Source organism: Flavobacterium sp. Leaf82, from assembly GCF_001422725.1.
Classification (GTDB): Bacteria; Bacteroidota; Bacteroidia; order Flavobacteriales; family Flavobacteriaceae; genus Flavobacterium.
Map to the genome: position 1 here is coordinate 339,619 of NZ_LMMA01000012.1, position 22,913 is coordinate 362,531.

General features: G+C 33.4%; 19 protein-coding genes. 6 read left to right on the forward strand and 13 right to left on the reverse strand.

The genetic code is table 11. From position 1 onward, the window contains the following. Nucleotides 1-5 precede the first annotated feature (5 nt). The 3 genes from ASF10_RS10055 to uvrC form a co-directional block, all read right to left on the reverse strand. Nucleotides 6-1,163, reverse strand: coding sequence for a homogentisate 1,2-dioxygenase (locus ASF10_RS10055; protein WP_056248407.1), 1,158 nt, complete (start codon nt 1,161-1,163; stop codon nt 6-8). 309 nt (nt 1,164-1,472) lie between these two features. Continuing rightward, entirely contained in the window at nt 1,473-3,842 is a 2,370-nt protein-coding gene (locus ASF10_RS10060; protein WP_117611367.1) for a patatin-like phospholipase family protein, read from the reverse strand. Between the two features lie 9 nt (nt 3,843-3,851). After that, complete coding sequence (gene uvrC / locus ASF10_RS10065) at nt 3,852-5,645, reverse strand: excinuclease ABC subunit UvrC (protein WP_056248412.1); 1,794 nt, start codon at nt 5,643-5,645, stop codon at nt 3,852-3,854. 137 nt (nt 5,646-5,782) lie between these two features. Between uvrC and ASF10_RS10070 the strand changes: the two genes are divergently transcribed. Together ASF10_RS10070 and ASF10_RS10075 are read left to right on the forward strand one after the other, a co-directional pair. After that, nucleotides 5,783-6,763, forward strand: a complete 981-nt coding sequence (locus ASF10_RS10070) for a succinylglutamate desuccinylase/aspartoacylase family protein (protein WP_056248415.1) — start codon at nt 5,783-5,785, stop codon at nt 6,761-6,763. Beyond that, nucleotides 6,750-7,322, forward strand: a complete 573-nt coding sequence (locus ASF10_RS10075) for a 5-formyltetrahydrofolate cyclo-ligase (protein ID WP_056248417.1) — start codon at nt 6,750-6,752, stop codon at nt 7,320-7,322. The genes ASF10_RS10070 and ASF10_RS10075 overlap by 14 nt, the downstream gene beginning before the upstream one ends. 290 nt (nt 7,323-7,612) lie before the next feature. Here the strand turns inward: ASF10_RS10075 and ASF10_RS10080 are convergent, their stop codons facing one another. From ASF10_RS10080 to ASF10_RS10120, 9 genes are all read right to left on the reverse strand, one after another. Then, nucleotides 7,613-8,359, reverse strand: coding sequence for a tetratricopeptide repeat protein (locus tag ASF10_RS10080; protein WP_056248421.1), 747 nt, complete (start codon nt 8,357-8,359; stop codon nt 7,613-7,615). A gap of 90 nt (nt 8,360-8,449) precedes the next feature. Then, a complete protein-coding gene (locus tag ASF10_RS10085) occupies nt 8,450-10,213 on the reverse strand; it encodes a BatD family protein (protein ID WP_056248422.1) in 1,764 nt (587 codons plus the stop codon). Nucleotides 10,214-10,367: 154 nt separating this feature from the next. After that, on the reverse strand, nt 10,368-11,144 hold the full coding sequence (locus tag ASF10_RS10090) for a tetratricopeptide repeat protein (RefSeq protein ID WP_056248425.1): 777 nt from the start codon (nt 11,142-11,144) through the stop codon (nt 10,368-10,370). A 128-nt stretch (nt 11,145-11,272) separates the two neighbouring features. Continuing rightward, nucleotides 11,273-12,307 (reverse strand): vWA domain-containing protein, encoded by a 1,035-nt coding sequence (locus ASF10_RS10095; RefSeq protein WP_056248428.1) that lies wholly within the window; start codon nt 12,305-12,307, stop codon nt 11,273-11,275. 89 nt (nt 12,308-12,396) lie between these two features. Continuing rightward, complete coding sequence (locus tag ASF10_RS10100) at nt 12,397-13,398, reverse strand: vWA domain-containing protein (RefSeq protein WP_056248431.1); 1,002 nt, start codon at nt 13,396-13,398, stop codon at nt 12,397-12,399. Then, nucleotides 13,398-15,032, reverse strand: coding sequence for a hypothetical protein (locus ASF10_RS10105; protein WP_056248434.1), 1,635 nt, complete (start codon nt 15,030-15,032; stop codon nt 13,398-13,400). The genes ASF10_RS10100 and ASF10_RS10105 overlap by 1 nt, the downstream gene beginning before the upstream one ends. Nucleotides 15,033-15,107: 75 nt before the next feature. Further along, entirely contained in the window at nt 15,108-15,464 is a 357-nt protein-coding gene (locus ASF10_RS10110; RefSeq protein ID WP_056248437.1) for a four helix bundle protein, read from the reverse strand. 63 nt (nt 15,465-15,527) lie between these two features. Next, nucleotides 15,528-16,391, reverse strand: a complete 864-nt coding sequence (locus ASF10_RS10115; RefSeq protein ID WP_056248439.1) for a DUF58 domain-containing protein — start codon at nt 16,389-16,391, stop codon at nt 15,528-15,530. 111 nt (nt 16,392-16,502) lie between these two features. Continuing rightward, nucleotides 16,503-17,507, reverse strand: a complete 1,005-nt coding sequence (locus tag ASF10_RS10120) for an AAA family ATPase (protein ID WP_056248441.1) — start codon at nt 17,505-17,507, stop codon at nt 16,503-16,505. Between the two features lie 223 nt (nt 17,508-17,730). Here ASF10_RS10120 and ASF10_RS10125 point away from each other — a divergent pair, with 223 nt between their 5' ends. From ASF10_RS10125 to ASF10_RS10135, 3 genes are all read left to right on the forward strand, one after another. Then, nucleotides 17,731-18,603 (forward strand): aldo/keto reductase family oxidoreductase, encoded by an 873-nt coding sequence (locus ASF10_RS10125; protein ID WP_056248444.1) that lies wholly within the window; start codon nt 17,731-17,733, stop codon nt 18,601-18,603. A 148-nt stretch (nt 18,604-18,751) separates the two neighbouring features. Next, entirely contained in the window at nt 18,752-19,504 is a 753-nt protein-coding gene (locus ASF10_RS10130) for an SDR family NAD(P)-dependent oxidoreductase (RefSeq protein ID WP_056248447.1), read from the forward strand. A gap of 134 nt (nt 19,505-19,638) precedes the next feature. After that, nucleotides 19,639-20,790 carry an ATP-binding protein gene (locus ASF10_RS10135; protein WP_056248450.1) on the forward strand — a complete coding sequence of 384 codons (1,152 nt, stop codon included), beginning with the start codon at nt 19,639-19,641 and terminating at the stop codon, nt 20,788-20,790. 78 nt (nt 20,791-20,868) lie between these two features. Here the strand turns inward: ASF10_RS10135 and ASF10_RS10140 are convergent, their stop codons facing one another. After that, complete coding sequence (locus ASF10_RS10140; RefSeq protein WP_056248453.1) at nt 20,869-21,612, reverse strand: DUF3298 and DUF4163 domain-containing protein; 744 nt, start codon at nt 21,610-21,612, stop codon at nt 20,869-20,871. Nucleotides 21,613-21,717: 105 nt separating this feature from the next. On the opposite strand from ASF10_RS10140, the gene ASF10_RS10145 reads away from it, so the two are divergent. Further along, nucleotides 21,718-22,860: a cystathionine gamma-synthase gene (locus tag ASF10_RS10145; RefSeq protein WP_056248456.1), complete on the forward strand. Its 1,143-nt coding sequence runs from the start codon at nt 21,718-21,720 to the stop codon at nt 22,858-22,860. Nucleotides 22,861-22,913 lie beyond the last annotated feature (53 nt).

Here is a 22,913-nt window from a genome sequence, read left to right on the forward strand (position 1 = left end):
ACTAATTATTCCGTCCAGGATTTGTAATACTGACCATCATCAAGACCCATTGCTTCTTCCGTTACCATTAATGGTCTGAAAGTATCAACCATAACGGCTAATTCTTGGGTTTCTTTATGACCAATACTGCGTTCCATCGCGCCTGGTGCCGGACCATGCGGAATTCCTTTTGGATGTAAAGTAATATGACCTTGCTCTATATTATTACGGCTCATAAAATCGCCATCGACATAATACAGTACTTCGTCAGAATCTATATTGCTGTGATTGTATGGCGCCGGAATTGCTTTTGGATGATAATCGTAAAGTCTTGGGCAGAAGGAACAAACGACAAAAGTTGCCGTTTCAAATGTTTGATGTACCGGAGGCGGTTGGTGAACACGTCCCGTTATAGGTTCGAAATTATGAATCGAAAATCCGTACGGAAAATTATATCCGTCCCAACCCACAACGTCAAAAGGATGTGTCGCATAAACCACTTCGTGAATCATTCCTTCTTTTTTGATTTTAATTAAAAAATCACCTTTTTCATCGTGTGTTTCCAATTCGTTTGGCAAAATAAAATCACGTTCGCAAAATGGCGAATGTTCTAAATGCTGACCAGATTGATTTTTATAACGTTTTGGAGTGTAAAAAGGAGAATAAGATTCGACATAAAAAAGTCGGTTTTCTGTGGTTTCGAATTCTATTTGGTAAATAATGCCTCTAGGAATAATTAGATAATCACCATATTCAAAAGGAATATTACCAAGCATGGTTCTTAATTTTCCTTTTCCTTTATGGATGAAAAGCATTTCATCCGCATCGGCATTTTTGTAGAAATAATTTCTAAGAGATTCTTTTGGTGCAGCAAGACCTATAATGCAATCTTTGTTGACTAACATTGCTTTGCGGCTGTCCAGAAAATCATTTTCAGGTTTTAATTCAAAACCTTTAAAAAGTAATGATTTTATATTTTTTCCGATTGCAATTTTTGGTTCAACCGAATAAGAGTTTAAAATTTCCTTAACCTGCGTTGGTCTGTGAACATGATAAGAAAGTGACGAATGTCCGTGAAAACCTTCGGTACCAAATAATTGTTCGTAGTAAAAACCACCGTTTGGTTTTTCGAATTGTGTGTGTCTTTTTTGAGGGAAATCTCCAAGTTTATGATATAATGGCATGGCTTTTCTATTAGATAATTTGTAAATTAGATAATTCGAAAAATTTGAATTGTGTGAACAGATAATCAGCTCAATTTTTATAATCGACCAATCATCTCAATTCGGTAGTTTCATTCAGGATTTCTCTTGATGAGGAATTGAAGATACTCTAATAAACCTGTCCATTTTGTTTTCATTATAACAAATGTCGTAATTTTTATTGATTTAAATTATATATTATATCAATTATTAACGTTAAAAAAATACGAAAGATATTTTTTGGCACAAAATACGGATCTTTCCTTATGCAATATTTTATTTTGATTTGTCTTAGAACATAAATCCAATACTAAACCACGTATAACTTTTTGACATTTCAGGAGACCATGATTGTTTAACTTCGATTGGTCCAATAATAGTTTCGAGTCCGTAACCAACTGCATAACCAGAATATTTAGGCATTGAAACCCAATCTACAGTAGTGAAAATATCATCGCCTAAGTTGGCAAAATTAGCAGAGAAATTAACGTGATTTTTTTTGAAAATTTCATAATCTAAAGTAATATCGGCTTTTATAAAACTATTTCCTGCAATACTTAAAAAGTCATATCCGTAGAAATAATTAAAATTGTTGATTTTATTGTAACCGTAACCTCCTAATATAAAATCAAAAAACGGAACGCTGTCACTGCCAATATTAAATCCGGCATCAGCTCCAATTTTTATTGTAGCTTTTCTGAACAAGGTTCTGGCAAATGCAATTTCGGCCTTTGCAATCGAGAAAGGTTTAAACTGATTGGTGTAATCTGATGATGCTAAATAAGTTTGTAAATCTCCGGAAAAATAAACTCCGGAATGAGGGAAACTTTTATTGTCGAACGAGTCGTATTTTAAATACCCAAACACACTATAATAGTTACTCTTTTCTATGATGTTTTCTGTATTAGAAAGAGTTGGTGAATTTATTTTTAAATATTTATACTCAAATCCTCCGCCCATTAAAAACTTCTGAACAAAGATCGTTTGAAAATAAGCCTGATTTGTAAGATCTAAAAAGTCAACATTAATCAAATTAACATTTGAGTTTTCTGCAAAAATATTACTGATGCTTGTGGTTACATTTCTATTGAATTGATTTAATCTGGAGCGAAACCCAAAGCTTATATTAAAGCCATTCTCTACATAATAGTTTAAATCATATCTAAAATTATCGCCAAGAATTATGTCCAGTGATGTTACATCATTTTTTAGGAAAGTTTTTTTGTGGGTAAGATTTAATAAAATACCGCTTTTGTATAATCCGTCATAATGCAAACCTAGTTTTAAGTAAGTCTGTGTAGGGTTTTCTTTTAATACCAAATCCAGATCATCTTGTTTGCCATCAGGTTGAAGGCAATAAGAGATTGTGCTAAAGTTTTGAGTAGCATTCAGGTTGTTAATTCCTGTTTTAAGATCGTCATAAGTAATAGTGCTTCCTGGCTTAAAACGAAGTTTACCGCGAATATATTCTCTTGTATAATTGTCTAATTTGTCGCTGTTTATTTTGTTTATTTCAATAGTATCAGTTACAATTTTTAGTTTTGGTTTTTTATAAAAATTATCTTCATTCACTAATGTTTTTATTTTTTCATAAACTGCAAAAGCTGCTTCTTCGCCTTTTCTTATTATTTCTTCGCCTTTGTCAAATGAGATAACGCCATAGTCACGAATGTCTGGTTTAATATAAACATCAGTATCTTTTATTTTGCTTTTCATTTTGTCAATCGACTGCAAATTGGTAATCTGAACTAATATGCGGGTTGCGTTTTTTAGATTTTTTCTCTTCATTAAATCATCCTGAACATCTACACCAATAATTATATCGGCACCAAGATTACGAACTTCCTGTATAGGGTAATTATTTACAACCCCACCGTCTACTAATAAATTTCCGTCGATTTCTACAGGAGTAAATAACGAAGGGAATGCTGCACTCGCCATCATAGCCTGAACGAGATTTCCTTTGTTTAGTAAAACTTCTTCGCCGGTTTCGATATTGGTACCAATACACAAAAACGGAGTTGGGAGTTTATTAAAATCTCTTACATGACGTACATTACGGGTTAAGCTGCTTAATAAATTATAATTGTACATTCCTTTTGAAAGTGCTTCCGGAATTCCTACTCTAAATTTGCTAAAAGGTAAAACGATGGCATATAATTCATCATTTTTTTTGCCGTAAAAGTTTTTAGACGAACGCGGAATGTAATCATTAATAAGTTCATCAAAATTGGTCTTTTTGAAAATAGAGTCAATTTGTGATGCATTGTAACCAGAAGCATAAAGACCACCAATTATAGATCCCATGCTGGTTCCGCCAATATAATCGATTTTGATTCCGGCTTCTTCCAAAACTTTTAAAACACCAATGTGGGCAAATCCTTTTGCACCGCCACCACTTAAAACCAATCCAATTTTAGGTCTTTTAGCTTCGTCTTGTTTTGCTTTTTCGTTGTTTTCCTGTGAAAAAGAATGTTGTGGATTAAAAAATAAAAGCGTGAAAAAAACCAACTGTACGCCCCAGATGGAAATGGAAAACTGCGAAAGAAAAAGCGATATTTTTTCTTGTAAAAAAAGAGCGACTTTAGAAGCTCCTTTTTTTGCAGTAGAAAAAAATCGTTTTGACTGAGTATTTGAAATGGACAGCTGGATTGGGCGCATAAAAAATAACTAGTTGGTTTTGTAAAAGTCGACAATTTTTTTGGCTTTTGATACTCCAATGACATCAGATATTTCTTTTTCGGTTGCCAGTTTCAATCTTTTAACACTTTTAAAATGTTGTATTAATGTAAGCATGGTTTTTTCGCCTATTCCGGGAATGCTTTCTACTGATGAATTAAGTGCTGCTTTGCTGCGTTTGTCACGATGAAAAGTAATACCAAATCTATGTGCTTCATTTCGAAGTTGTTGAATTACTTTTAACGTTTCTGATTTTTTATCCAGATATAATGGGATCGAATCTCCGGGATAAAATAGTTCTTCGAGACGTTTTGCGATCCCGATAATGGCAATTTTCCCTCTTAATTCTAATGCGTCTATACTTTTTAAGGCAGCAGAAAGTTGTCCTTTTCCACCGTCGATAATAATAAGTTGTGGCAAAGGCTCATTTTCGTCTAATAATCTTTTGTAACGACGATAGACAATTTCTGTCATCGAAGCAAAATCGTCAGGACCTTCGACGGTTTTTACATTAAAATGGCGATAATCTTTTTTACTCGCTTTTCCGTCTTTAAAAACGACACAAGCCGCAACGGGATTTGTACCCTGAATATTCGAGTTATCAAAACATTCTATATGTCGGGGTTCAACCGGCAATCTCAAATCTTTTTGCATTTGCGCCATGATTCGGTTGGTATGTCGGTCGGGATCTACGATTTGTAGTTGTTTCAATTGTTCGATTCTATAAAACTTAGCATTCCGAATCGATAGATCCAGAATCTGTTTTTTATCTCCAAGTTGCGGAACCGTTGTTTTGATGTTTTCGCCCAAATTAATTTCGAACGGAACTATGATTTCTTTCGATAATAACTGGAAACGTTCACGAAGTTCAATAATTGCAAGTTCCAATAATTCTTCATCGGTTTCGTCCAGCTTTTTCTTAATTTCTAAAGTGTGCGAACGAATAATCGATCCGTGCGAAATTTGAAGAAAGTTTACATATGCCGCACTTTCGTCAGACACAATAGAAAAGACATCGATGTTCGTTATTTTAGGATTTACAATCGTTGATCGCGACTGGTAATTCTCGAGAATTTGTATTTTTTCTTTAATTTTCTGCGCTTCTTCAAAACGGAGATCCTGCGCGTATTGGTTCATCAAACGCTTAAAATCTTTCATACTTTCCTTAAAATTCCCTTTTAGGATTTCGCGGATCGCATCAACTTGCCTTTGGTATTCTTCAAGAGGTTCCAGACCTTCGCAGGGACCTTTGCAATTTCCAATATGGTATTCCAGACAAACTTTGAATTTGCCGGAATCAATGTTTGATTTGCTTAAATCATAGTTACAAGTTCGCAGCGGATACAATTCTTTGATTAAATCAAGAATGGTATGTACCGTTTTGAAACTCGTATAAGGACCAAAATATTCTGATCCGTCCTTGACCATTCGTCTGGTCAAAAATATTCTCGAAAAAGGTTCTCTTTTAATACAAATCCAAGGGTAACTTTTATCATCACGAAGCAACACATTATAACGAGGCTGCAACGTTTTGATTAAATTGTTTTCTAATAAAAGCGCATCAGTTTCCGTAGGAACAACAATGTGTTTTATGGTTACAATTTTTCGAACCAATACATTTGTTTTGGCCGTATCGTGAATTTTATTGAAATAGGAGGAAACTCTTTTTTTTAAATTTTTGGCTTTCCCAACATACAAGATCTTTCCATCTTTATCATAATATTGATACACGCCGGGATTGTCCGGCAAGGTAAGGATTTGAAGATCTAAGGACGGTTTTTGCATTCTGTTTTGTTTCTGAAGATAATCGATAAGTGTTTTCAAAAACCATTCTGATTTGAGAAAAAAAGCTTAACACGGATTTAGTTTCAAATTTACGAAATCAAAAGAATAATTTCTATATTTAGATTTTATAATTCTACATGAAAAATAGTAAACCCTTGGTTATTTTTGGCGAATCGATTTTGCCGGGAGAAAACAAAACAATAAACGTCGAAATTGCAAGGCTGCACACCACTACAAAACTAAATATTCCGGTTATTGTGCGTCGCTCAAAGATAGAAGGTCCGGTAGTTTTATTTTCTGCCGGGATTCATGGCGACGAAATTAACGGTGTTGAAGTCGTGCGCCAGATCATTAGTAAAAAAATAAATCGTCCTGCAAAAGGAACTATTATTTGTATCCCGATCATCAATATGTATGGTTTTGTGAATAAATCCCGCGAGTTTCCCGACGGACGTGATTTAAACCGCGTTTTTCCCGGAAGTAAAAAAGGTTCTCTTGCCAGTCGTTTTGCTTATCATATCGTTGCCGAAGTTTTGCCGATTATAGATTATGCAGTCGATTTTCATGCCGGTGGCGCCAGTAGATTTAATGCACCGCAAATTAGAATCACCGAAAATAATCCCGAATTAAAAACCCTTGCAGATGTATTTAATGCGCCATTTACTTTATATTCTAAAAATATAAACGGTTCTTTCAGGAATACCTGCGAAAAAGCGAATATAAAAATGTTGCTTTTTGAAGGCGGAAAATCATTAGACATCAATAATGTGATTGCAAATGAAGGTGTAATGGGAGTAAAGCGTTTGCTGCATTATCTAAATATGCTGGATCCAAAACAAGTAATCGAACATGCAAAAGAGCCGTCGATTTACATTAAATATTCGGTTTGGTTACGTGCCAAATGTTCCGGCTTATTACACGATTATAATTTAGTTGGGAAATTTGTTACCAAAGGAACTATTTTAGCCATCATTACAGATCCGTTTGGTAAATTTGAACAGAAAGTAAAAGCGCCACATGACGGATTTGTCATCAACGCAAATCATTCGCCAATTGTTTACGAAGGCGATGCGATTTATCATATGTCTAAAAATAATCCTGAAAATGCCGACGAATAAAAAAGAATTACGCTCACACTATAAAAATCTTCGCAAAGAAATTACTCTTGATGATCTTGAAGAAAAGAGTTTGGCCATAGCCAATAATCTAATTCAATTGCCTGTTTGGGATAAAACCTATTATCATGTTTTTTTGCCTATCGAAGAACAAAAAGAGGTAAATACAGAATATGTTTTGCATTTGCTTTCCGGAAAAGATAAAGAGACTGTGGTTTCTAAAAGTGATTTTGAAACTCGGGGAATGACACATTTTTTATTGACGGATAATACTAAAATCAAAAAAAACGAATATAATATTCCCGAACCTGTAAATGGTTTATCAGTTCCATCAGAAACTATCGAGGTTGTTTTTGTACCGCTTTTAGCTTTTGACGTTTCTGGAAATCGTGTTGGTTACGGAAAAGGTTTCTATGATAAATTTTTATCCGAATGCAAACCGGAAACCATAAAGATTGGACTTTCGTTCTTTGAAGCCGAAAACGAAATCAAAGATGTTTTTGAATCTGATGTAAAACTGGATTATTGCGTGACGCCTGAGAAAGTTTATAATTTTCAATAAATTTTGTAGAACAACATATCTTCATAATCAAAATCGTAGAGACGCACAGCAGTGCGTCTACACAAAGTTTGTCAAAATGCTACATTTAGACGCACTGCTGTGCGTCTCTACTATATAAGGGGTTGAATGTTTTATGTTATAAACAAAACACTTGTTTAATAGCGTTCAAGCTTAGATTTACTTATATCACTTATATGGTTTATAAAATTCAATAGGCATAAAAAAAAACCAAACTCCAATTGTTGTTAATTAAGAGTTTGGGATTTTTTTATTTTAAATTTTAAATAACTTTATTTTACTTCTTTAATTGTAGAACCATCAATCCATCCTTCAGTTCCGTCTGTTAGTTCAATTTTTTTCCATTGTCCTACAGTTTCAGTAACGTAGACTTTTGCTCCTTCGTGTAATAATATAATAGCGGCACCAGCTTTTTGCGGTTCGCTGCGAACTTCGCTTAACTCGGCAAAAACAATCGCGGGACGATCATTGTTAAAGTGGTCTTTTTCTGTTATTCCCGCAGAAACACTCAATAATAAAGCGATTAAAAGAACAAACATTCCTATGAAATACAGTCTTTTTGAAAGTGTAAGTTGAGAAAAATAATATCCAATAAAACTCAATAAAAAGATAAACGCAATAGCAACAGAAATCTTTGCCCAGGTATTATAATCAAAAATCCCGGTAAAGCTCTGAATTAATTTAGCAAAACCTACTTTAGGAATTTCCTTAATCTCGTCTATAGTAAGTTTTTTGGCGAATTTCAAGTTGTTTAAAGTCTCCGGATCGTGAGGTTTTAAAACCAAAGCTTTTTCGTAGTTATAAATAGAAGGCGCTACTTTATTAAGCTTATAATAAGCATTTCCTAAATTGAAATATAACTCTGCAGAATGTTGTTTGTTTTCTTTGATTATGCTTTCATAAACATCAACGGCTTCTTGGTATTGTCCCTTTTGGTACAAAGCATTTCCTTTTTCAAAGCTGTTTTGAGCAAAGAAAACCTGAGTGATTAATAAAAAAAGATAGACTATATTTTTCATTTTATTTCTTTTAAACCTAACATTTCCGAAGTTTCGGGGCAAAACCTGTCAGGTTTGTTTTTTTCTTTGTGAACTTAAATTAAAACCAAACTAAACAATTTGCTTTTCTAATGCCGAAATGATTAAAACTGCTTTGTCATAATCCTGCTGAATCGAAGCACTTGATGCCGGGGCATAACGGGCAAACTCACAGTTTTCTGTCAGGTTAATGAAACTTTGAACTGATTCCGGATTTGCATTTCTCGACAATAATAATTCACTAATATTATCCTTGCTCATTTCTGAAGTTTCGATATGCAATTTTGCTTTTAGGAAATTGTGCATCGCTTTTTCTAAAGCAATATAAAATGGCTCTTTATTATTGAGTTGTTTTTTAGCTTCAGATAAATATTTCTTCGCCAGTTTATTGTTCATTCTAATTCGGTTTCCTGTTACGTCACCGTCAATTGCTTCTTTTCTTTTCTTAGCCAAAACAATAATTGGTAAGATCACAAAAGGTGCGAATAATAAAATATAATACAAATTAGAACCGTAGAAATCATTTTTAGCAATTGCTACTAAAGTTGTTTTAGGTTTTATGTATTTGAACTGATCTGTTTTTGTAATTACATTTTTAGACGCGTTTGCTGTTGCAGTTGCTTCTGCCTGCATTGGTCCATCTAACACATCAACCATGATTTCTTGTGAAGTAATGGTTTTATAAGAACCGGTACTCAAATCAAAGTAAGAAAACTGCATTGGTTTTATCGCATATTTTCCTTTGTATTGTGGAACTATAGAATACTTATCAGTGATTTTTCCTGACATTCCTGAAAGAGAAGTTGTTACTTGCTCATTATGAACAGGATCGTACATTTCTAATGCATTAGGAACAACAGGTTTTGGTAAAGTAAACAATTTCATGTTTCCGTTTCCTGAAGCACTTACAATTAAATCCAGACTTTCTCCGCTTTTAAGCGTTGTTTTAGATGGCGTAACCGTAAAATTAAATTTACCTACAGCGCCACCAAAACCTTCTGGTTTGGTTGCTTCCGGAAGTGGTCTTACATTAATAGTTTTAGCACCGGCAGAAACAATTTTGTTGTCATCTGTTAGAATCATCTGGCCATACATGTCACGACGATTTGAAGGCAATTGTACGCTAATATCTAATGAAAGGGGTTCAATGGTTAATCTTCCTGATTTTTGAGGATATAAAATAGTCTTTTTCAGAATGACATAATAACATCTTTGTCCCTGAAAAGTTCCTTCTTCTATAGAAAGTTGTTTAATGTCGATATTCTGATTCCAGAAATCATTATACTTTGGTTTCGCCAATTCTTTAAAACCGGTAACATTAATGTTGTTAAAGTATAATTTGTAAACAACCGTTATAGGTTCGTTTAAGTATGGAGTTGTTTTTGAAATTTCGGCAACAAGATTCAAAGTTTCATTTGGAACCCCTTGTTGACCTTGTGGTCTGCTGTTGTCATAAGGATCTCTTTCTTGTGCAACGGCATTTGTTACTACAACTTTTATAGGTTGGGTTTTATAAATCTGCCCATTATATTCAATAGAAGCTTGTTTGATAGAAAACGTCCCTTTTTGATTAGGCTGTAAGATATAAGAATATATTTTTTGAAAAGAACTTCTTCCGTTTACCCAAGACTGACTTACTTGCTGACTTGGACCGCCTACAACTCTAAAGCCATCAAATGAAGGTTGGTCAAAGTTATCCCCATCAACATTCATGATAAAGTCAATACGTAATCTTTCGTTTACTCCAAGCGTATTTTTGCTTACTCTGGCTTCAAATTGAACTTGAGCCATAAGCCCTTGAAAAGTGAATAGTAATAAAATTAAATATCTTTTCATTAAATTGTTTAATCGTTGTTTGTTAAGCTGTTTAACTGTTAAATTGTTTATTGTTTATTGTTTATTGTTTTAATCGTTTTTTTTACAGTTTTATTGTTTATGCGTTCGGTCTAAATCAAATTAAGGATTAACGAATAAACGATTCAACCTTATTTTACCAGTCTTTTTCTGCTTTTCTAGGATTTCCTTTTACTTTTTGAGCGTTAACTTTATCCTGAATTTTCTTTTCTTCGTTGTTTACAGCATCTAATAAATTTTGAACGCGGTCTTTAGAAATTCCGCCAGGCTGTGGTTTTGGTTCTCCTTTATTGTCAGACTTGTCATCTTTCTTAGGATCATTTTTACCATCTTTTTTGTCTTTGTCTTTATCGCCTTTGTCGTCCTTTTTATCTTTGTCCTTATCCTTGTCTTTATTTTTATCCTTGTCCTTGTCTTTATCTTTGTTTTTATCCTTGTCTTTGTCCTTATCCTTATTCTTGTCTTTGTTTTTATCGTTTTTAGGCGGATTTTCTTTTAGCTTCTGTTTTGCGTAAGCATAATTATAACGCGTTTCATCATCAGTAGGATCATTGCGTAAAGCTTCTTTATAGGCTTCAACTGCTTGCGTATAATCCTTCTCTTTCATTAAAACATTTCCTAAATTATGTAAAGCTTTATGTTTTTCAGGTCTTGTTTTGGCATTCTTTATAGCTTTCGCATAAGCGAATTTAGCTTCAGAAACCTGATTTTGTCTGTAAATAGTATTTCCTAAGTTATAAGGAGCAGTGGCACGTTTTGAAAATTTTGATTCTGAAATCCTGTAATTGGCTTCAGCATCAACAAATTTATTCTGCTTATATTCTTCATTGGCATCAGGCAATGTCTTGTCTTTCTCCTGAGCCGAAACAGCCAAAGAAAACGTTAGTAAAATATAAAGAAGTAAATTTTTCATTCTAATTTTTTATGTTTTTTAGTTTGCCACTAATTCCGCCAATTATCACTAACTAAATGTTTTTTATTTTTGAATTTCACAAAGACATTTTTCTTTCGTGTTATTCGTGCAATTAGTGGCTAACTTTATTATTTCTTTTCGTTAAATAAATTCAACTCTTTTATCCAGTTTGTTTTTCTTTCTAAAAGGAAAATGTCAACAAACAATAATAAGAAGGCAAAGCCAATGAACCATTGATATTGCGATTGAAAATCGGCCATTTGTGTCGCTTCAAATTCGGTTTTCTGAATATTGTTTAGCGCGTTTTTTATGTATTCTAAAACTTCCTTAGTACTTCCGCCATAAACATAACCGCCTTTTGTAGCTTTTGCAATGGTTTTTAATCCTTCCTGATTTAGTTTTGTAATAACAGTTTGTCCGTTTTGATCTTTTTGATAGCTTTTAACTACGCCATTTTCCTTTAACGGAATTGTTCCTCCTTTTTCGGTTCCAACTCCAATGGTAATAATTTTCATTCCCATTTTATTGGCTTCTTCAGCTGCTGATGAAGCTCCTTCAGAATGGTCTTCACCATCAGAAATTAAAATCAATAATTTGCTGGTTTTGCTTTTTTCATCAAAATAAGTCGATGATAATCTAATGGCTTCATCAAGTGAAGTTCCTTGCGACGAAACCATATCCGGAGTCATACTTTGCAGGAACATTTTTGCAACACTATAATCTGATGTGATAGGCAAAACCGGGAAAGCACTTCCTGCGTAGGCTACGATTCCAATTCTGTCACTTCCTAGATTGTTGATGATTTGCGAAACCAATTGTTTACTTTTTTCTAAACGGCTTGGTGCAACATCTTCGGCAAGCATACTTTTAGAAACGTCGACAGCAAAAACGATATCAATTCCTTCGCGTTTTACAGTTTCCATTTTAGTTCCAATCTTCGGATTTACTAAACCAATGATTAAACAAGCAAGCGCCAAAAGAATTACTGATATTTTTAAAACCGGTTTAAAAACAGATCTTTCCGGACTCAGTCTTTTTACCATTTCGAGGTCACCAAATTCGCGTTGCTTTTTTCTTTTCCAATACATATTAAAAAGGAAAACACACACCACAATTGGGAGTAATAATAAAAAGTATAAATATTTTTTTTCGTCTAATTCCATTTTTTAATTCTAGTTCTCAGTCGCAGTTTTCAGTCTCGGTTTTCAGCTGTAAACTGTAAAACTGTGACTGCGACTGCGACTAAAATATTTTAAATAAAGCTTCTGTAAACCGTATTTCTTAAACCAACTTCTAACAATAATAAAAATGCTGCGAATAAAACAAAAACTCTGTATTTTTCGTCGTAATCGTAGAACTTTAATTCTTGAATTTCTGTAGTTTCCAGTTTATTAATCGCATTATATATTTCGGCTAATCGATCATTACTTGTTGCTCTAAAATAAGTTCCATCGGTTTTACGCGCAATATTTTTCATTAATTGTTCGTCGATTTCAACTTTTTGCATTTTATATAAAAAACCTCCGTTTGGTGCGTAAGCATATGGAGAGGCAGCCATTCCGTTTGTACCAATACCAATGGTGTATACTTTTATTCCGTATTGTTTTGCAATATCTGATGCTGTTTCAGGTTCGATAAAACCGGCATTATTAACACCATCTGTCATTAAAATAATCACACGGCTTTTTGCTTTACTATCTTTTAAACGGTTTACAGCAGTTGCTAATCCCATCCCAATTCCTGTTCCGTCTTGTAAAACCGTATCGTATTTAATGCTTTTTATGGCTTCAAGAATAATAGCTTTATCACTTGTAACCGGTGTTTTTGTATAAGCTTCAGAGGCGTATAAAACCAATCCAACTCTGTCGTTAGGTCTTTCTCCAACAAAATCTGCAGCGACTCTTTTTAAAGCTTCCATACGGTTTGGCTTTAAATCTTTTGCCAGCATACTTCCAGAAACGTCTATTGCAAGAACAATATCAATTCCTTTCGTTGTTTTAGTCTGACTGCTAATGTCTACAGTTCTTGGTCTTGCCAAGGCTATAATTAAAGAGCTTAATCCTAAAATTCTAAAAACGTATAAAGCAGGTTTAAGTTTTGTTAAAAGCGATTCGCTGTTTTTAAAACCCTGAGTAGAACTCATTTTTAAAGTAGCCGATTGCTGGTTGCGTTTCCAGAAAAACCAAGCGATTGCAATTGGAATTAATAGAAACAACCAAAAAAATTCTGGATTTAAAAAAGTTATCTTTCCCATTAGTTGCTCGCTTTTCTAAGTTCAACAGAATTTAAAATTCTAGTTGTAATATCATTGGCGTATGTGTCACCTTCTTCGTGTAAAATCATAATTTGTTGTAATCCCTGATCTTGTTTAAAAAGTAAAAGTTCATAATAAGCCTTTGTACTAGTTTTATCAACTGGGTTAAAAACAGTCATCGTACCATATCCTTTTACACCCTGAATACCTGCACTTGTCTGAAAATCTTCTTGTTTTACAATAATATTTTGTCCGCCCTGAGCTTCGATAACTTTAAGGGATCCTTCTAATGCTTTTGCTAAATCTATATCTGTAGGATTTTTAAACTTACTCGTAGAAACGGTTACGTAAAAATTACCTACCATGCTTCCATAAGTAAAAAGCTGCATCTCCTTGATTAACGCCATTGTTTCTTTTGGAAGTACTTTTTGAGTATCCATTCGTTTTAAAACCTTTGGAGTTTCAATGACTACACCAGGATTTCCGTATTCACTTTTTACCCATTCGCCTTCTAATAATTCTTTAGACGGATGACCAATAAGATTGTCTTTTACATAAGTAAAACCTTTAGTAGCGATAAAGAATGCTGTTGTTGCTATAAATAAAAATAAAACTGTACCAACTGCGATAGCAATACGTTTATTACGCTTTTTAAGCAGCTGAAGCTTTATTTGTTTTTGTCTTTGTGCTTCGTTCAGTAATTGATCTTCTTCTTCAGCCGGAACTTCAGTTGGAATTGCGTTATCAAGCGTTAATATTACTTTCTGAATTTTATTTCGATCATCAGTAATTTCGAAATCAAGCGGTTTAGATTTTGCAAATTTTACTAAATCGGCCTGACGTAAAACACGCTCTAAATTTTCGACAGTTTCTGGAGTCAAAGTCATTTTTTTCTTGGTAGAAGCAAATCTTATCGCCTGAATTAATTCAGATGTTGTGCTTTCCATTGCAGGAATATGAATCGCTTCTTCGATATAGTTTCGTGCAATATCTGTCAGTTCACTATAATATTCTTTGATTTCGCCTTTCTGAACCAATTCTTTTTGCTCCAAATTGTTCAGTAAACTTGTCGCTTTTTCGATAGGAGTTTTATAAACTTCTTCTTCAATTTTTTTCTTTTGGTGTTTTTTAACGTACCAATATACAAAAGCACCAATTGCAAGAATTACAACCACAATTAAAAGGTAAAGCCACCAATCGCTAATACCGCTATCAGCAGCAGTAATATCTTTGATGTCATACATTTTTTGTTGTAAAGTATCGACTTTTACATTGGCAACTTCAACACGAATAGAATCAGTAAAATATGGTTTTTTGTCAATTAAAATCTGAACACTCGGAATAACATATTTTCCGGAATCAAATTGTGTTAAGCCATATTTTTTGATTAACTCATATGTGTCATTTTTCTTTACGGTATCAATTGGATAGGATTGAATTACTTCAAGCTGACCAATAGTTTTTAGTTTAGGAAAAACAACTTTAGATTTTGAGCTGACAACCGTTTTAAGCGTTAACTTAAATTCGGCTCCAATTTTATTTTTTGTGGTATCAATGCTCGTCTCCACTTGTTTTTGCTGGGCAAAAATAGCAGAGGAAAGTAAAAATAAAAATATGTAAAACTTTAATTTCATTATGATTAACGATTGAAGATTAACGATTTTTGATTTCAGATTTTATGCTGAAACTAAAATTATAATCTTTTGTTTTTATGAATTATTTTTTGATGTTTTAATGCTTGAAACAAATATTGATATTAATTCATTGACTTCTGTTTTGGCTTTTGACAAATTTTGCAAATCTGAAGATAAATTTGCTTTCTCAATTATTTTTAAGCAAACAAAAGTTTCTCTTAACTCCTTTAAGCAAATTCCCATTTTATGAATAAAATCTTTTTTGCTTTCTGCGCTTTGTGCTTCACCATAATTCAAGGCGGGAGATGTACTTGATCGCGTTATTTGACCTAATAAATGATTTCCAGCGTAATTTTTTTCAAATTTAAAAGTTAATAAAATTATGCTTGCAGCAAAATCAATTAATCTATTTTCCAATTCTTGTTTATTCATTTTCTAGTTTTACTTATCGCCTCCATCATAAATCATAAATCGTTAATCTAAATTCTTAAATCATTATCTTGATTTAAAATATCCCAGTAATTTCGTTACGTAATTTTCATCAACTCTGGTATTTACAACACCTGCACCTGATTTACTGAAAATATCTTTGAAATAGCTAACTCTTTCCTGATAGTGTTTTTCGTAATTCATTCGAACTGTTTTTGAACCCGTATCGACCAATTGAATTTTTCCCGTTTCGGCATCAAGCATCGATACCATTCCTAAATTCGGGATTTTTTCTTCGCGGATATCATAAACGCGAACGCCTGTAATATCGTGTTTTTTAGAAGCAATCTTTAAAGTTTGCTCATAATTCTCAGACATAAAATCAGAAATCACGAAAACAATCGCTTTCTTTTTCTGAGTTCCTGACAAAAATTTCAGAGCAGCTCCAACATCTGTTTTTTGACTTTTTGGTTCAAATTCGATCAATTCGCGAATGATTCGCAATACATGCGAACGACCTTTTTTTGGCGGAATATACAATTCTACATTATCAGAAAATAATATTAAACCAATTTTGTCATTGTTTTGTGTAGCCGAAAAAGCCATCGTTGCTGCAATTTCAGTCACGATGTCTTTCTTGAATTGACTTTTTGAACCAAAACCCTCTGAACCCGAAATATCTACCATTAAAACCATGGTCAATTCGCGTTCTTCTTCAAAAACTTTTACGTGGGCTTCGTTATAGCGTGCAGTTACATTCCAATCGATGTTACGAATGTCATCGCCATATTGGTATTGACGTACTTCACTAAAAGTCATCCCTCGTCCTTTAAATGAAGAGTGATATTCTCCCGAAAAGATGTGATTGCTCAGTCTTTTGGTTTTGATCTCTATTTTCCGTACTTTTTTTAAAAGCTCTTTTGTATCCATTTTTTCGGATTGTAGATTGTAGATTTTTAGATTTTAGATTCCGAGTTAATAAACACTTTTTTAGATTGCAGCTTTTAAATCTAAAATCTGCAATCTAAAATCTAAAATTTTTTAAGGTACTTCAATCTCGTTTACGATTTTGTTGATAATGTCTACAGAAGTAATATTTTCGGCTTCAGCCTCATACGTTATTCCAACTCTGTGACGTAGAACATCATGTACAACTGCACGAACATCTTCTGGAATTACATATCCACGACGTTTGATAAAAGCGTAACATTTTGCTGCATTAGCTAAATTGATACTTCCACGTGGTGATGCTCCAAAACTAATAAGAGGTTTTAAGTCTGCAAGTTTGTACTTCTCTGGATAACGAGTAGCAAATATGATATCTAAAATATATTTTTCGATTTTTTCGTCCATGTAAACTTCACGAACCGCTTCTTGCGCACGTAAAATTTGCTCGACAGAAACTACGGCATTTACTTTTTCGTAAGTTCCTTTTAAGTTTTGACGAATTACAAAACGTTCTTCATCAATTTTTGGGTAGTCAATTACAGTTTTTAACATAAAACGATCGACTTGCGCTTCCGGAAGTTGGTATGTTCCTTCTTGCTCCACCGGGTTTTGTGTTGCTAATACTAAAAACGGACGATCTAGTTTAAAAGTAGTGTCGCCAATTGTTACTTGTTTTTCCTGCATTGCTTCTAAAAGTGCAGACTGAACCTTTGCCGGAGCACGGTTAATCTCATCGGCAAGGACGAAATTAGCGAAGATTGGTCCTTTTTTGATAGAAAACTCGTTTGCTTTGATGTTATAAATCATCGTTCCAACGACATCGGCAGGTAATAAGTCGGGAGTAAACTGAATACGGCTGAACGAACCTTGTACTGCTTGCGACAAAGTATTTATCGCTAAAGTTTTGGCTAGTCCCGGAACACCTTCAAGCAAAATATGTCCTTGTCCAAGAAGGCCAATTAATAAACGCTCGACCATATGTTTCTGACCCACAATAACTTTGTTCATTTCCATTGTAAGAAGGTCTATAAAAGCACTTTCTCTTTCAATTTTTTCATTTATCGCTCTAATGTCTAAAGTCGTTGTATTTTCTTCCATATAAATATTTTTAAAACCTTTTTAAAACAATGATTCTTATCCCTAACTTTTGAGAGTGCAAATTGAATATTTTTTGATAAGTAAGATGTTAAAGAATGGTTAAAACTTCGACCAATGACCTAATTTTAAGGACTAATTGTGAATCTATTTTTATATTTTTAAGAACTTTGATGATTATGTTTTAGAAAAGCATATTTATTACCAAAAATAACGCAATAAAACCATGAGTAAAACAGCATTATCGCCTATAATTTCGGGCACTATGAATTGGGGAGTCTGGGATAAAAACCTTACAACTAAAGAAATGGAAAACCTGATACAACTTTGTATCGAAAACAAAATTACCACTTTTGATCACGCAGACATTTACGGATCCTATACCACAGAAGCTGATTTTGGAAAAGCATTTCAAAACAGTAAAATCTCACGCGAGAAATTACAATTAATCACCAAATGCGGAATTCAGATGATTGCTGAAAGCCGACAAAACAAAATTAAACATTACGATTATTCTAAAGAATATATTATTTGGTCCCTGGAAGAATCATTAAAAAAATTGAAAACAGATTATGTTGATGTTTTTTTATTGCACAGACCAAGTCCGTTAATGCAAGCGGATGAAATTGCAGAAGCGGTGGAGAAATTAAAAACTGAAGGGAAAATTATTGATTTTGGACTTTCAAATTTTACCAGTTCTCAAACCGAATTAATTCGTCAGAAAACAGAAGTAAGCTATAATCAGGTACAATTTTCGGCAACGAACTATGAACCAATGGTTGACGGAAGTTTTGATTATATGCAAACACACGGAATTCGTCCGTTATCATGGAATCCGCTTGGAACTGTTTTTAGAGAAGACACTAAAAAAACACGCCGTTTGAAAAAATTACTTTCTGATCTGGTTCAGAAATATGGTTTTGGCTCTGATACATTATTATTGTCCTGGATTTTAAAACATCCTTCAGCAGTTATTCCAATTGCGGGAACCGTAAATATTGCCAGAATTCAATCGTTGATGAAGGCTGTTGAATTAGAAATGGATAAAGAAGACTGGTTTGCCATCTGGACAGAAAGTATGGGAGACGATGTTGCTTAATTTTTAGTGTTCAGTTTAAAGTATTCAGTTACAAACAAAATTTTTATAATTTGGTTTAACTAAAAATATTTGCCGCAGATTAAAATGATTGAGATAGATAAAAAATCATTAAAATCTTTTAATCTGTGGCTAAAAAATTAAAAAAAGAATGAAAAAAACAGTTCTAATTACTGGTGCCACAAGCGGAATAGGAAAAGCTACCGCCCAGATCATGGCTAAAAATAACTATAAAATTATCCTTTGCGGAAGACGTACTGATCGTTTAGCGGAGCTTGAAAAAGAACTTTCGGCTTATACTGAAGTACATTCTTTATCATTTGATGTTCGCAATAAGAATGAAGTTCTTGAAAAAATAAATTCTCTTCCGGATGCATTTTCAGATATTGATGTTTTGATCAATAACGCAGGAAATGCACATGGTTTAGATCCAATTCAAACCGGAGATTTAGACGACTGGGATGCTATGATTGATATTAATGTAAAAGGACTTTTGTATGTTTCGAAAGCAGTAATTCCGAAAATGACAGCTAAAAATTCCGGACATATTATTAATATTGGATCAACAGCTGCCAAAGAAGTTTACCCAAACGGAAATGTATATTGCGGAACAAAGCACGCAGTTGATGCTATTACAGCAGGAATGCGAATTGACCTGAATCCGTTTAGCATTCGAGTTGGAGCAATTCATCCCGGAATGGTAGCAACTGAGTTTAGCGAAGTTCGTTTTAAAGGCGATACCGAAAGAGCTTCTAATGTTTACAAAGGTTTTGATCCGTTGCAGGCAGAAGATATTGCTGATATTATTCATTTTGTGGTTTCAAGACCGTATCATGTAAACATTGCCGATTTAGTGGTGATGAGTACGGCTCAGGCATCATCTACGATAGTCAAAAGAGACTAGCTTAGATTTTTAGACTAACTTAGACTTCTTAGATTTGAAGTTTATGTAATCCAATTAATCTAAGAAGTTAAAGATTCAAAAGTTCGATAGTCGAAGAAGTCTAAAATTCTAACAATCTAAGAAGTCTAAAAAAAATGATTAACAAACGTCTTTTGATAAAAAATCTACTAGCTCATAACGATGAGAGCAGTTTTTATGATAAAAAAAGGCAATTGAATTTGCATTCCAGAGAAGGAAAAGGAAAGTTTCTAAAACATATTTGCGCCTTATCAAATTCAAACCCAACCAATAATTCTTATATCGTGGTTGGAGTTGAAGATCAGGATAACGAAATTGTTGGAGATGATTTTTTTGACGATAGCCGAATTCAGAATCTTGTGAATGCTTTTCTGGAAAATCCTCCTAAGATTCAGTATGAGAATGTACCTTTTCCCAATCTTCCAAAGGATAAAGTGATTGGTTTAGTTACGATAAAACCCAAAAGCAAAATCTCGTATTTTAAAAAAGGAATTCATACTATAGTTGCAAATAGTGTTTTTATTAGGCGAGGCAGTAATTCGGTTCCGGTTGAAGGTGAAATCGAAAAAAATTACCAGAACACTGAAACCGTTATTGGAATCGAAAATAGTTCCCGAAATAGTATTCAATACACACTTGACGGAGTAATTGATTTTATGAATTTCAGGCACAAAGACATGTCGCCTAAATATCATGTTTTTAAAGAATTGTTTGTGATTTGCTGGGCTGGAGTTCCACATAAATCCCGCGATAAAACTTTTTTATCCCGCGTTGATATAGAACTTATAAACGAACAAATTAAACTTTTTTATTCGGCTCAGGATGTGGTTACGATTGTTTTTGATGACGATAGTTTTACCATAACCGAATATGTTCCGCTAGGATTAAATGATAAAACGAGTTATTATCCTCTGGAAAAACAAACGATTAATTTTTTTGATAATGGTTATTACAAAATTGATCGTGAAATGCTTTTTCAACCTCCTGAATTCAATCGCAAAATGCTATATCATATTTATAATGCAAATATGGCATTACTTCAAAAATTGCAAAAAGGAATTGCTTTATCAGATCGCGAATTAAAAGATCTTGAAAGCCTTCCTTCGACTTTCATGATTTGCTATCTGAATGGTTTTGATGACGCCAAACAAAAACTTATCGATGCAAAATTGCTTTTAAAACCTTTTGGCAATATCTATTTATCGTTTAAAGAATCGTTGCGAATCTTACGTAAAATGAAGTACGATTTTCAGGAAGGTTTGAAGTAAGGAACAAAGGAGCAGAGGTTCAAAGCGACAAAGGTTTTCTGTAGAGGCGCACAGCAGTGCATCTAACTCATGACATAACTATTTATATTTCAAATACTGACTGACTTTTGCATACGGAAACAAAATCTCTTTTGGACCATCAGCATACGAAGCTGCTTCATAAGAGTTGTAATATAAAAGCAAACCCTCATTGGTATAAAAGATATTCTGTGGTAACTGGAATTTGTCGTTTTCGAACATTAAACCTGTTGCATTAATATTTGATTTTGTTGGAACCTTATATTTCTTCCTGAATTCTTTTTCGGCGAAAGCCTTAAACTCTTTTTCGTTTATGAATATTTCATCGGTAAAAATGGTTTTTCCGGTTTTGGTATGAAATAATAGAGATCGAAAACCCTGATAACCATGAGCTCCGCCAGTAAAAGTATAATGATCGATTTTGATATTAATAATCTGATCTGATTCAAACTCAACGTTTCCTTTTATTTTTCCTTCCCAGCCAAAAGTTTCAGTTGGAAATTTTTTATGCATTTCTTCATACGAGGTAATAAAAGATGCTGCTAAAGTTTTATAATCATTCGCTTTTGATGGATCTTCTTCAAAATAAACAATGTCTTTTATAACCGCAAAAACTTTTTTATTAATGCTGTCTGCTACAATAGGAATATTTTTTGCTATAGGAATGTCAATCGTAATTTTAGGACAATCTTTTTTGCAAGGAATAGTAGATTCTTTTTCAAATGTCTCATTTTCAAATGAAAGCTCTTTGTTGCAACTAGTGAGTGCAAAAACCAAAAAGACTAAAAAAGTGTAATGTTTCATGTCAAAAAGTGTTAATTATATACAAAGGTAAGAAGTTGTATCAGGATTAAAATAAATTAAACGGTAAATTTGTAGCACGTTTAAGCAATTAAAATTTGTAACTATATGAAATTCAATACAAAAGTAATACATGGCGGTCAGCATCATGATCCAAGTACAGGAGCAGTTATGCCTCCGGTGTATCAAACTTCAACTTTTATACAAACAAGCCCTGGGAAACCATTGGGTGATTATGAGTATAGCAGAGCGTCTAACCCAACACGTACCGCTTTAGAGAATGCTTTGGCAAGTATTGAAAATGGTACTCGCGGTTTGGCATTTTCATCTGGTTTAGCTGCTACTGATTGTATTTTAAGATCGTTTAAGGCTGGTGATGAAATTATTGCAATGGATGATTTATACGGTGGAACATATAGAATGTTCTCTCGAATTTATAAAGATTCAGGAATTAAATTTCATTTTGTTGATATGACAGATATTGAAAAATTGAAATCATTAATCAATGAAAACACAAAACTGATTTGGGTTGAAACACCAACAAATCCGTTAATGAAATTGGCTGATATCGAAGAAATAGCAAAAATTACCAAAGTACATAAAATTTTATTTGCTGTAGATAATACTTTTGCAACACCATATTTACAAAAACCTCTTGATTTAGGAGCTGATATTGTAATGCATTCTGCGACAAAATATTTAGGAGGACATTCTGATGTTATTGCCGGAGCTTTGATTGTAAAAGATGAGGCTTTAGGAGAACAATTGCATTTTCAGCAATTTGCAACTGGTGCAACACTTGGACCAATGGATAGTTTTTTGGTTTTAAGAGGAATTAAAACACTTTCATTAAGAGTACAAAGACATTGTGAAAATGGAGAAAAAGTGGTTGAATTTTTAAGCAATCACCCAAAAATAAATACAGTTTATTATCCGGGCTTAAAAAGTCATCCGTTTCATGAAATTGCCAAAAAACAAATGAAAGCTTTTGGCGGAATGGTTTCGTTTACTTTTAAATCAGGTAAAAAAGAAGATTCTATTGCATTTTTAGAGAAACTAAAAGTTTTTACTCTTGCAGAATCTTTAGGAGGAGTTGAATCATTGGCGAATCATCCGGCTTTAATGACACACGCTTCTATTCCGGCAGATAAAAGAGCAGAAGTTGGTATTACTGATGATCTGGTTCGATTGAGTGTTGGTATTGAAGACGCCGAAGATTTAATTGCAGATATAGAACAAGCTTTAGCTTAAAAATAGAAAAACCCTAACTCGAGAGAATTAGGGTTTTTTATTTAACGTTTTAT

Excerpts from the sequence above, each read along its gene's own strand:
- ASF10_RS10055 (WP_056248407.1), bottom strand. The coding sequence starts at position 1,163 with ATGCCATTATATCATAAACTTGGAGATTTCCCTCAAAAAAGACACACA.
- ASF10_RS10060 (WP_117611367.1), bottom strand. The coding sequence starts at position 3,842 with ATGCGCCCAATCCAGCTGTCCATTTCAAATACTCAGTCAAAACGATTT.
- uvrC (WP_056248412.1), bottom strand. The coding sequence starts at position 5,645 with ATGCAAAAACCGTCCTTAGATCTTCAAATCCTTACCTTGCCGGACAAT.
- ASF10_RS10070 (WP_056248415.1), top strand. The coding sequence starts at position 5,783 with ATGAAAAATAGTAAACCCTTGGTTATTTTTGGCGAATCGATTTTGCCG.
- ASF10_RS10075 (WP_056248417.1), top strand. The coding sequence starts at position 6,750 with ATGCCGACGAATAAAAAAGAATTACGCTCACACTATAAAAATCTTCGC.
- ASF10_RS10080 (WP_056248421.1), bottom strand. The coding sequence starts at position 8,359 with ATGAAAAATATAGTCTATCTTTTTTTATTAATCACTCAGGTTTTCTTT.
- ASF10_RS10085 (WP_056248422.1), bottom strand. The coding sequence starts at position 10,213 with ATGAAAAGATATTTAATTTTATTACTATTCACTTTTCAAGGGCTTATG.
- ASF10_RS10090 (WP_056248425.1), bottom strand. The coding sequence starts at position 11,144 with ATGAAAAATTTACTTCTTTATATTTTACTAACGTTTTCTTTGGCTGTT.
- ASF10_RS10095 (WP_056248428.1), bottom strand. The coding sequence starts at position 12,307 with ATGGAATTAGACGAAAAAAAATATTTATACTTTTTATTATTACTCCCA.
- ASF10_RS10100 (WP_056248431.1), bottom strand. The coding sequence starts at position 13,398 with ATGGGAAAGATAACTTTTTTAAATCCAGAATTTTTTTGGTTGTTTCTA.
- ASF10_RS10105 (WP_056248434.1), bottom strand. The coding sequence starts at position 15,032 with ATGAAATTAAAGTTTTACATATTTTTATTTTTACTTTCCTCTGCTATT.
- ASF10_RS10110 (WP_056248437.1), bottom strand. The coding sequence starts at position 15,464 with ATGAATAAACAAGAATTGGAAAATAGATTAATTGATTTTGCTGCAAGC.
- ASF10_RS10115 (WP_056248439.1), bottom strand. The coding sequence starts at position 16,391 with ATGGATACAAAAGAGCTTTTAAAAAAAGTACGGAAAATAGAGATCAAA.
- ASF10_RS10120 (WP_056248441.1), bottom strand. The coding sequence starts at position 17,507 with ATGGAAGAAAATACAACGACTTTAGACATTAGAGCGATAAATGAAAAA.
- ASF10_RS10125 (WP_056248444.1), top strand. The coding sequence starts at position 17,731 with ATGAGTAAAACAGCATTATCGCCTATAATTTCGGGCACTATGAATTGG.
- ASF10_RS10130 (WP_056248447.1), top strand. The coding sequence starts at position 18,752 with ATGAAAAAAACAGTTCTAATTACTGGTGCCACAAGCGGAATAGGAAAA.
- ASF10_RS10135 (WP_056248450.1), top strand. The coding sequence starts at position 19,639 with ATGATTAACAAACGTCTTTTGATAAAAAATCTACTAGCTCATAACGAT.
- ASF10_RS10140 (WP_056248453.1), bottom strand. The coding sequence starts at position 21,612 with ATGAAACATTACACTTTTTTAGTCTTTTTGGTTTTTGCACTCACTAGT.
- ASF10_RS10145 (WP_056248456.1), top strand. The coding sequence starts at position 21,718 with ATGAAATTCAATACAAAAGTAATACATGGCGGTCAGCATCATGATCCA.